Origin of the sequence: Accumulibacter sp. (assembly GCF_016789985.1) — a bacterium.
GTDB lineage: Bacteria > Pseudomonadota > Gammaproteobacteria > Burkholderiales > Rhodocyclaceae > Accumulibacter.
Genome location: NZ_JAEUOL010000168.1, coordinates 1 through 9,626 on the forward strand (window position 1 = coordinate 1; position 9,626 = coordinate 9,626).

Here is a 9,626-nt window from a genome sequence, read left to right on the forward strand (position 1 = left end):
CCATTGGAGTGTCCGCAAAGCCTATCGCAGTGCCCTTTCCTGGTTCAAACGCGGCATCCGCCTTCTCTTGAGACGCGCTGCCAGCGCACTGCCTCTTCCCAAGTTCTTTCAGGGGGCCGAAACATGATAGGTGGTAAGCAACGGCCACACCAGATGTTTCGACAATCATCGAATTATGATAGTCTGTACCGATTGATGGCTTATCGGCCTTGACCGGCCGTGACCGACATGAGTGATGAATCACGGGTCGCCGATGATGGCAGACAGGAACCCGAACCCCGCCGGATGACCAGCCTCTTCGAGCGCTACCTGACGCTCTGGGTAGCACTCTGCATCGTGGGCGGCATCCTGCTCGGCAAGCTTGCCCCGGGCATGGCGCAAAGTCTCGACCGCATGGCGGTCTACGTGGACGGCGCACCGGTGGTATCGATCCCGATTGCCGTCTGCCTGTTCTTCATGATGTACCCGATCATGGTCAAGATCGATTTCGCCTCGGTGATCCAGGCCGGACGCAGTGGCAAGCCGGTGCTGCTGACCTTGTTCGTGAACTGGGCGGTGAAGCCTTTCACCATGTATGCCATCGCCTTCATCTTTCTCGGTGTGCTGTTCCGGACGCTGATCGGCGATGCGGCGGTCGATCTGGTGAAGATGCCTTTCGGGCTCGACCTTCCCGAGGGCGCGACACACGGGGCAGGCATCGTCGTTCTGCACGAAGGCGTGAAGATGCTCGAAGTCCCATTGTGGCGCAGCTACCTTGCCGGCTGCATCCTGCTCGGCGTCGCCCCGTGCACCGCCATGGTGCTGGTCTGGGGCTACCTGGCGCGCGGCAACGATGGTCTGACGCTGGTCATGGTGGCGATCAATTCGCTGACCATGCTGCTGCTGTACGGCATCCTCGGCGGCTTTCTGCTCGGCGTGGGCCGGCTGCCCGTACCTTGGCAGGCGCTGCTCCTGTCGATCGGCATCTATGTCGCGCTGCCGCTGGTCGCCGGCGACCTCTCCCGGCGCTGGATCATGCGCAGCAAGGGCGAGCTCTGGTTCAGGCAACGCTTCCTGCACCTGCTCACCCCGATCACCATCGTCGCCCTGCTGATCACGCTGCTGCTGCTGTTCTCCTTCAAGGGCGAAGTGATCGTGGCCAACCCGCTGACCATTGTCTGGATCGCGCTGCCGCTGTTCCTGCAGACGGTACTGATCTTCGCCCTCGGCTACGGTCTGGCGCGCTGGCTGCGGTTACCGTATCGGGACGCGGCTCCGTCGGCGATGATCGGTGCTTCCAATCACTTCGAGGTAGCCATCGCCACCGCGGTGATGCTGTTCGGGCTGTCTTCCGGTGCCGCCCTGGCGACGGTCGTCGGGGTGCTGATCGAGGTGCCGGTGATGCTGATCCTCGTCGAGATCTGCCGGCGCACGACGCACTGGTTCCCGCCGGCGCCGGTCCACAACACGCCGCCCTGATGACTTGAGCATCACCGAAGAAAGGACCGGGGTCAGCCCATGAACGCACCAACGATCGACAAACCCGCAGGCGCCCAGCTCGGCCAGTGGCTGATCGGACTCGCTCTCGGCGTGCTGCTCTGGGTGGCCGCCTACAGCCAGCTCACTGCCTTTGCCGATGCGCTGGTCGGCGCAGCAGGCCTTTCCCGCCAGACACACCTCGGCCAAGCCGTCCATTTCTTCTTCTACGATACGCCCAAGGTACTACTGCTGCTGACCGGCATCGTCTTCGTGATGGGCGTCATCCAGACCTTCTTTTCGCCCGAGCGTACGCGCGCGCTGCTGTCCGGCAAGCGGGAAGGCATCGGCAACCTGCTGGCGGCCGGCCTGGGCATCGTCACACCCTTCTGCTCCTGCTCGGCCGTCCCCCTGTTCATTGGCTTTCTGTCAGCCGGCGTGCCGCTGGGAGTGACCTTCTCCTTCCTGATCTCGGCGCCGATGGTCAATGAGATCGCGCTGGCATTGCTCTTCGGCCTGTTCGGCTGGAAGGTTGCCGGCCTCTACATGGCCATGGGACTGCTGGTGGCGATCGTCGCCGGTCTGGTCATCGGCAAGCTGAAGATGGAGCGGCATCTCGAGGAGTGGGTCCGCAACCTCCTTGCCGGACAGGTGGCCCAAACGACCGCCGAGCAGCTTTCCTGGCTGGAGCGCCTGCAGGCCGGCGGCGCGCACGTGCGCGAGATCGTCGGCAAGGTGTGGCCCTACGTGCTGGCCGGCATCGCCCTTGGTGCGGCCATCCACGGCTATGTCGCGGAGGATTTCATGGCCTCGTTCATGGGCAGTGATGTCTGGTGGGCGGTGCCGGCCGCCGTACTGCTCGGGGTGCCCATGTATACCAACGCGGCCGGCATCATTCCGGTGGTCGAGGCACTGATCGGCAAGGGCGCCGCCCTGGGTACGGTCCTCGCCTTCATGATGTCGGTGATCGCTCTTTCAGCACCGGAAATGATCATTCTCAGGAAGGCCCTGAAGCCGACCTTGATCGCGACCTTCGCCGGCGTCGTGGCGCTCGGAATCCTGTGTGTCGGTTATGTTTTCAACTGGCTGCTGTAAGCCGTCCCGTACGCTGCAGGCGGCGTTCAGGCTGCTGGCCATGCATCGCAAACGAACTTCTGACGGAGGAGCCCCATTTCCCGGCTCCGCGTCAGATCGACGCCCTGCCGATCAAGTGCCCGGGCAACCCACGTTTGACCCCTTTCCCAACTTCTTCAATCCGTGCAGGGAAAACCCGTGAAGAACATCAAGATCCTCGGTACCGGCTGCGCCAACTGTCGCGCGACGGTGGCTCTCGTCGAAACGGTCGCCAAAGGCAAGGGCGTCGAAATCACGCTCGAAAAGGTCGAAAGCCTACCGGACATCATGAGCTATGGCGTGCTGTCCACGCCCGGCGTGGTGATCGACGGACAGGTGGTGCATGCCGGCGGCGTGCCGACGCGCAGCAAGGTGGAGGGCTGGCTCTGAGCCGTCCCGCGTCCTCGTGCAGGGCATGAGTCGCTTCTCCTGCAGCGCACCACCGGGACGCGTCGACAGCCGATGCCGGGCCTTGCAGGACCTCCCGGCAAGCCCTCAACGAGCACTTCCGGGCCCCATTGCGGTGCATATCTGGCTGCTTTTCAGCTTTCCGCAGCGACAAGAGAGACGGTGCTTGACGAGTCGTTGAACGCCGGAGATACTTCCCCCGAATCGGGCGTTTTGGCGTCCGTTTTGCCCTCGCATCTCGACTTCCCGACCCTTTCGATCAACCGAATCAGGACCAGCAAATCATGAGTGCAACACAAATCAGACCCGGCGTCGCCACTGGCGACGAGTTGCAGGCCATCTTCAATCTGGCCAAGGCGAAGCAGTTCGCCCTACCGGCAGTGAATGTCATCAACACGAGTACCGTCAACGCGGTCATGGAAACCGCAGCCGAGTTGAAGTCGCCGGCGATCATCCAGTTCTCCAACGGCGGCGCGCAGTTCTTCGCCGGCAAGGGTCTCGACAACACCAATCAGCGCTCGTGCGTCGCCGGCGCGGTGTCGGGTGCCAATCACATCCACCAGCTCGCCGAGCTATATGGCGCGACGATCATTCTGCACACCGACCACGCCGCCAAGAAGCTGCTGCCGTGGATCGACGGTCTGCTCGACGCCGGCGAGCAGTACTTCAAGTCGCACGGCAAGCCGCTCTACAGCTCGCACATGCTCGATCTCTCGGAAGAGCCGATCGAAGAGAACATCGAAATCTGCAAGCGCTATCTCGAGCGGATGAGCAAGATGGGCATGACGCTCGAGATCGAACTGGGCGTCACCGGCGGCGAGGAAGACGGCGTGGACAACACCGGCGTCGACAGCTCGCGCCTCTACACCCAGCCGGAAGATGTCGCGCTGGCTTATGCAGAACTTTCCAAGGTGAGCGAGCGCTTCACCATCGCCGCCTCCTTCGGCAACGTGCACGGGGTGTACAAGCCCGGCAACGTCAAGCTGCAGCCGGTCATCCTCAAGAACTCGCAGGAATACGTGCAGAAGAAGTTCGGCACCAAGGCACAACCGGTCGACTTCGTCTTCCACGGCGGCTCGGGTTCGACGCTCGAGGAAATCCGTGAGGCAATCTCCTACGGCGTCGTCAAGATGAACATCGACACCGATCTGCAGTGGGCATTCTGGGAGGGCGTGATGGGCTTTTACAAGAAGAACGAAGGCTATCTGCAAGGCCAGATCGGCAACCCCGAAGGCGACGACAAGCCAAACAAGAAGTTCTACGATCCGCGCGCCTGGCTGCGCAAGGGCGAGGACGCCTTCCGCGCCCGCCTGAAGCAGGCCTTTGCCGATCTGAACAACATCGGCACTCTGGGCTAAACAGTCTCGGTAGCAGGACAGCGGGCTGGTCCGGATCTGGGCTAGCCCGTTTTTTGCGTCTGCCGGCGCAGCCACCGGCTACGAGGCCCGCACACCGGAAAGCCGCCAGAAATCCACCCTGCCCGGCAGCACGCACGGCCGATCCGGCGCCCACCAAGCTGACACCTCCCAGCGCAGCACGTTTTTCGACCACACACTACTTGTAACCGAGGATCAAACCATGAGCACCCTGGTAGAACAGTTAGTCAATACCGAAGCGCACCGCTCGATTTTCGAGACTGCCGTGCGCCGCAACCCGCTTCCCGTCTGTGCAGCCTTCGGTTCGTCCGACCAGCCGCAGCCGGTCGGTTTCAGCGATACCAGCCGCGTCCTGAGCACCAAGGACAGCGAAGGCGTACGCGCGCAGTTCCCGCAAACCGTCGCCGCCTCGCAGAACGTCGTCCTCACCTCGGCCGGCGCCAGCAGCAGCACCAGGGTGCAGGGCAAACGCGTCGCCGTCCTCTTCTCGGGCGGCCCGGCCGCCGGCGGTCACAATGTCGTGTGCGGCCTGAAACGCGTGCTCGGCACCGGCAACACGCTGTTCGGCGTCAAGGCCGGTCCCAAGGGCCTGCTCAAGGGCTCGCTGTTCGAGATCACCGACGCCGACGCCGACTTCATCATCAACACCGGTGGCTTCGACTTCCTCGGCTCGGACCGCACCAAGATCAAGTCCGCCGAGCAGTTCGCACAGGTGCGCGAAACCTGCATCAAGCACAATCTCGATGCCATCGTCGTGGTCGGCGGTGACGACTCGAACACCAACGCAGCGGTACTGGCCGAGTCGTTGTTCACCGGCGTCAAGGCCGACGGCTCCGGCGTGCAGGTGATCGGCGTACCGAAAACGATCGATGGCGACCTGCAGGTCGGCGACCTGCTGGCCATCTCCTTCGGCTTCGATACCGCGACGCGCATCTACAGCGAGATGGTCGGCAACATTCTGCAGGACACCAGCTCGTCGCTCAAGTACTGGCACTTCGTCAAGCTGATGGGGCGTTCGGCCTCGCACGTCGCGCTCGAGGTAGCCCTGCAGACCAAGCCGGCCATCGCACTGATCTCCGAAGAAATCGCTGTCAACCGGGAGTCGCTGGCGAGCATCATCGACCGCGTGGCAAAAGTGATCGTCGAGCGCTCGCACAAGGGCATGAACTACGGCGTCCTGCTGGCACCCGAGGGACTGATCGAGTTCATCCCGGAAATGAACGCCATGATCGCCGAACTCAATGATGCCCTGGCACACCACACCGCCGAGTTCGCCGCGCTGGCCGACGAGGCCAAGCCGGCTTTTGTCGGCAGCAAGCTGAGCGCCGACAATGCCGCCCTGCTCGCCTCGCTGCCACACTACATCGTCAACATGCTGCTCGCCGACCGCGACTCGCATGGCAATCTGCAGGTCTCGCTGATTCCGACCGAGCAGCTGCTGATCGACATGGCCAAGAAGCGGGTCAAGGAACTGGATCCGAACGTACCCTTTGCCGCGCACAACCACTTCCTCGGCTACGAGGGCCGCTGCGGTGCGCCGACACTGTTCGACGCTGCCTACACCTACAACCTCGGCCTGACTGCCGGCTCGCTGATCCTCGACGGACGCACCGGCTACATGGCGACGGTCACCGGGCTGACCAGCGGCGGCACGCCACAGGCGATCCCGCTGGCCGGTCTGCTCAACATCGAGCGCCGCCACGGCAAGGACGAATTCGTAATCGAGAAGGCACTGGTCAGGATGGATTCGCCAGCCATGCGGTTCTTCGCATCTCGGCGCGACGAATGGGCGGCCAGCGACCTCTTCTCGTCGCCCGGTCCGCGCCAGTTCTGGGGTCCGACGACACACCAGTTGCCGATCAGCGTGGCGCTCAACTCCGGTGCCGACTCGTTGATGTTCAACATCGGCTGAGCACCGCAGGCGCACTGCACGGGGCTATCAATAATGATGGCCTCCTGCGACGCGTCGTGGACGACTTCAGCCGGGCGGACACGAGCCAGGCACGGCGACCGACGGGTAATGCTCGTCAGCCTGCTTGCCCCAGGTCGACCAGCCGGCGCGCGAACCGCGTGCAAACATTTCGAGAAACGGCCCCGGCGAACAGGCCTCGATCAGCTCGTAGGCCTGCTCCGGCTTGCGCGAGTGCTCCCGCTTGCGGCTCTTGATGATGTTCACCTGACGCCGTCCGGGCGACAACGTGCGGGCGTTCTTGCCGCGCACACCGAAGAGGATCAGTTCGGTGGTGTTGCGGAAATAGAAACCGACGCCGCGCCCGTCCGGCCCGCCGTCCTTGCGGATCTTGTGCCAGACGATATTGCTCTTGTAAGCAAAACCCCAGGCGGCAAGCACCCGCAAGCCTTCCGGCAACAGGGCATTCGGGACCCAGAGGTAGAGATGGGCCGGTTCCTCGACGATCGCCGCCACCGGCAACGCGAGAATGTCATCGAGGGTCATCGTCGAGTAACGACTCAGGCGCTTGTGCTCGGGAGCCATCTTGCCGGTGCGGTTCTGGAACTGCCACGGTGGATCGGCAAGAACGGTGCGGAACTTCCGTTCGCCGACCCGCTGCAGCAGGTCGGCGCCTGCCTCGGAAAACCGTGTGTTCATCACTGATCCTCTTTTCGCCCCGTTGGTCGCTGTTGGCCATATCAGGATACCATCGCCGGCAGCCTCCCGAGTCCGGGCACCCCGTGCGGCAGTCGCCACAATCGGCCAGCGATGCGCCTTGCCAGGCGCAGCCAGCGGCAAGCCCTGCGCGCGTGCCGCACGAGTGCTCCCCTCACACCTCCCCTGACCTTCTTCCTATCCAGCCACGACCGCCCAGATGCTCAAACAACAACTCGAATATTTCTTCGGCGCGCTGCGCTTCTTCACCCGGCTGCCGGTGCCGGACTGGGTTGGTCACAGCAGCGAGGCACTCGACCGGGCGGCACGCTACTTCCCTGCCGTCGGCCTGCTGGTCGGCGCGCTGGCGGCGCTGGTCTTTGTCCTGACTTCGTATTTCTGGCCGACGACACTGGCCGTGCTTGCCGCGATGGCCTGCTCGCTCCGGGTGACCGGCGCCTTCCACGAAGATGGCTGGAGCGACATGGTCGACGGTTTTGGTGGTGGCTGGGAAAAGGGACAGATCCTGACCATCATGAAGGATTCGCGGATCGGCAGCTTCGGCGCCATTGCGCTGGTCATGCTGCTGCTCGCCCGCTTCTGCGCGCTGCTCGAACTCGACCCACGGCTCACCCCGCTGGCGCTGCTGGCCGGCCACAGCGTCTCCCGCTTCGCGTCGACAACGCTGTTGCGTAGCCTCGACTACGTACGTGACGAAGGCAAGGCCAAGCCGCTGGCGACGCGTATCGGCTGGAGCGAGCTCGCCTTTGCCGGCCTCACCGCCATGCTGCCCCTGCTGCTGCTGCCGCCGCCCGAGGCCCTGCTGGGCTGCCTGCTGGCCGGTTTGGCCACGCTCTGGCTGGCACGCATGTTCCGCCGGCAGATCGGCGGCTATACCGGCGACTGCCTGGGTGCAACCCAGCAGCTTTCGGAAGTCGCCTTCTACTGCGGACTGCTGTGCAGCTTTTCCTGATCCGCCACCCGCGGCCATTGCTGGCGGCCGGCATCTGTTACGGTCAGCTCGATGTCGAAGCGGAAGACCCGTTGCCGATCGCCAGACGCCTGCAGGCGCTGCTGCCCAGCGGCACGCCGGTGATTGCCAGCCCCTTGCAGCGCGCGCGCCTCCTTGCCGAAGCATTGGACCGGCAGGCGCGCTTCGACCAGCGACTGCGCGAAATCGATTTCGGCGCATGGGAGGGACTGCCCTGGGAGGCGATCGGAAGACCAATGCTCAATGCCTGGGCGGCCGATGTGCTGCACTTCGTCCCGCCAGGCGGTGAATCAGTCGCCATGCTGCAGGCGCGCGTGGTCGAATGCGTCGCCAGCCTGCGCGGCGAGCGCTGCGCGCTGGTAACCCACGCCGGAGCGATCCGCGCGCTGCTCGGCCATTGGCTGCGCCTGCCGATCGGCGAGTGGAGCCGACTGGCGGTCGATTTCGGCAGCCTCACGCTGCTCGAAATCGATCGCGCGAGCGAACCCTGGCCCGGCGCGAGCGGGCCATCGGCCGCCAGCCTGCACTACCTCAATCACCTGGGTGAGGTGCCGGCCGACCTGATCAACCGCGCGGATGGTGCTGCGCATGCAGGGTCTTGAGCCGCTCGCGCGCAACGTGAGTGTAGATCTGCGTCGTCGAAATATCCGAGTGGCCGAGCAGCAACTGTACGACACGCAGGTCCGCGCCGTGGTTGATCAGGTGGGTGGCAAAGGCATGGCGCAGCACATGCGGCGACAGGCGGGCCGGGTCCATGCCGGCGACCAGCGCATAGCGCTTGGTCATCTGCCAGAAGGCCTGCCGGGTCATCGCCGAAGCGCGCGCGGTGACGAAGAGATCTTCGCTCTGCCGCCCCTCCAGCAAATCCCGCCGCCCCTCGGCGAGATAGCGGCGCAGCCAGTCACGCGCCTCCTCGCCCAGTGGCACCAGGCGTTCCTTGCTACCTTTGCCGAAGACGCGCAAGACGCCCATGTCGAGATTGACCTCGTGCAGGCGAAGACCGACCAGTTCGCTGACGCGCAGACCGGTCGCGTAGAGCGTCTCCAGCATCGCCCGATCACGCTGGCCAAGCGTCGTGTCGATCGGCGGCGCGGCGAGCAGGCGCTCGACCTGTACCTCCGAGATCACCTTCGGCAGACGTGAGGGCTTGCTCGGCAAGGCAATCTTCAGCGTCGGATCGCTGCTGCGCATGCCACGCGCCAACTGGTAACGGTAGAAGCGGCGCAGGGTGGACAGGTATCTCGCCTGCGACGACGCGCGCAAATTCTGCGAAAGCACCACGACGAAGCGCAACAGGGTTGCCTCGTCGATGCTGCACAGGCTGCCCAACTGCTGCTCGCCGAGCCAGATCGCCAGTTGCAGCAGGTCGCTGCGATAGCTGGCCAGCGACGCCTTGGCCAGCCCGTCCTCGAGCCACAATGTGTCGCAGAAGGAATCGATCTCGGCGAGATCGGCCGGGGCCGGCTCAACAGCCTTCATGCGCCAGCAGCCAGCGCTTCACGTCGAGCAGGAAACCATTCCGCTGCCGGGCAAAGCCGCCGAGGCCGCCCCCTGTCGCGAGGACGCGGTGGCACGGAACGACGACCGGAAACGGGTTGCCGCCACAGGCCTGACCGACTGCCCGTGGCGCATTGCGCAACAGCCTGGCGATCTCGCCATAGCTGCGCGTCTGGTGCAC

At 64.2% G+C, this 9,626-nt stretch carries 10 protein-coding genes; 7 read left to right on the forward strand and 3 right to left on the reverse strand.

Features of this window, described 5'->3' with window-relative positions:
• The first annotated feature begins 228 nt into the window (after positions 1-228).
• The 5 genes from arsB (at position 229) to JNK99_RS09880 (ending at position 6,264) form a co-directional block, all read left to right on the forward strand.
• On the forward strand, positions 229-1,458 hold the full coding sequence (gene arsB / locus JNK99_RS09860) for an ACR3 family arsenite efflux transporter (RefSeq protein WP_291852117.1): 1,230 nt from the start codon (positions 229-231) through the stop codon (positions 1,456-1,458).
• Positions 1,459-1,497: 39 nt separating this feature from the next.
• The gene (locus tag JNK99_RS09865; RefSeq protein ID WP_291852120.1) at positions 1,498-2,550 is read left to right on the forward strand and encodes a permease; all 1,053 of its coding nucleotides are present in this window, start codon (positions 1,498-1,500) and stop codon (positions 2,548-2,550) included.
• Positions 2,551-2,727: 177 nt separating this feature from the next.
• A complete protein-coding gene (locus JNK99_RS09870; RefSeq protein ID WP_291852122.1) occupies positions 2,728-2,958 on the forward strand; it encodes a thioredoxin family protein in 231 nt (76 codons plus the stop codon).
• Positions 2,959-3,260: 302 nt separating this feature from the next.
• Positions 3,261-4,334 (forward strand): class II fructose-bisphosphate aldolase, encoded by a 1,074-nt coding sequence (gene fbaA / locus JNK99_RS09875; RefSeq protein ID WP_291852125.1) that lies wholly within the window; start codon positions 3,261-3,263, stop codon positions 4,332-4,334.
• Positions 4,335-4,554: 220 nt separating this feature from the next.
• Positions 4,555-6,264, forward strand: coding sequence for a diphosphate--fructose-6-phosphate 1-phosphotransferase (locus JNK99_RS09880; protein ID WP_291852128.1), 1,710 nt, complete (start codon positions 4,555-4,557; stop codon positions 6,262-6,264).
• Between the two features lie 66 nt (positions 6,265-6,330).
• On the opposite strand, the gene JNK99_RS09885 is transcribed toward JNK99_RS09880, so the two are convergent.
• Entirely contained in the window at positions 6,331-6,960 is a 630-nt protein-coding gene (locus tag JNK99_RS09885; RefSeq protein ID WP_291852130.1) for an MT-A70 family methyltransferase, read from the reverse strand.
• A gap of 217 nt (positions 6,961-7,177) precedes the next feature.
• Between JNK99_RS09885 and JNK99_RS09890 the strand changes: the two genes are divergently transcribed.
• Together JNK99_RS09890 and cobC are read left to right on the forward strand one after the other, a co-directional pair.
• Positions 7,178-7,930 carry an adenosylcobinamide-GDP ribazoletransferase gene (locus JNK99_RS09890; RefSeq protein WP_291852134.1) on the forward strand — a complete coding sequence of 251 codons (753 nt, stop codon included), beginning with the start codon at positions 7,178-7,180 and terminating at the stop codon, positions 7,928-7,930.
• Positions 7,915-8,550, forward strand: a complete 636-nt coding sequence (cobC, locus tag JNK99_RS09895) for an alpha-ribazole phosphatase family protein (RefSeq protein WP_291852137.1) — start codon at positions 7,915-7,917, stop codon at positions 8,548-8,550. The genes JNK99_RS09890 and cobC overlap by 16 nt, the downstream gene beginning before the upstream one ends.
• On the opposite strand, the gene xerD is transcribed toward cobC, so the two are convergent.
• Positions 8,513-9,427, reverse strand: a complete 915-nt coding sequence (xerD, locus tag JNK99_RS09900) for a site-specific tyrosine recombinase XerD (protein ID WP_291852142.1) — start codon at positions 9,425-9,427, stop codon at positions 8,513-8,515. The two genes, cobC and xerD, sit on opposite strands and share 38 nt — an antisense overlap.
• The coding region (locus JNK99_RS09905) for an MGMT family protein (RefSeq protein ID WP_291852146.1) at positions 9,414-9,626 on the reverse strand (213 nt) is incomplete at its 5' end. The genes JNK99_RS09905 and xerD, both read right to left, overlap by 14 nt.

Coding starts and splice junctions, on each gene's coding strand:
- xerD (WP_291852142.1), bottom strand. CDS start 9,427: ATGAAGGCTGTTGAGCCGGCCCCGGCCGATCTCGCCGAGATCGATTCC.
- JNK99_RS09890 (WP_291852134.1), top strand. CDS start 7,178: ATGCTCAAACAACAACTCGAATATTTCTTCGGCGCGCTGCGCTTCTTC.
- fbaA (WP_291852125.1), top strand. CDS start 3,261: ATGAGTGCAACACAAATCAGACCCGGCGTCGCCACTGGCGACGAGTTG.
- JNK99_RS09865 (WP_291852120.1), top strand. CDS start 1,498: ATGAACGCACCAACGATCGACAAACCCGCAGGCGCCCAGCTCGGCCAG.
- JNK99_RS09880 (WP_291852128.1), top strand. CDS start 4,555: ATGAGCACCCTGGTAGAACAGTTAGTCAATACCGAAGCGCACCGCTCG.
- arsB (WP_291852117.1), top strand. CDS start 229: ATGAGTGATGAATCACGGGTCGCCGATGATGGCAGACAGGAACCCGAA.
- JNK99_RS09885 (WP_291852130.1), bottom strand. CDS start 6,960: ATGAACACACGGTTTTCCGAGGCAGGCGCCGACCTGCTGCAGCGGGTC.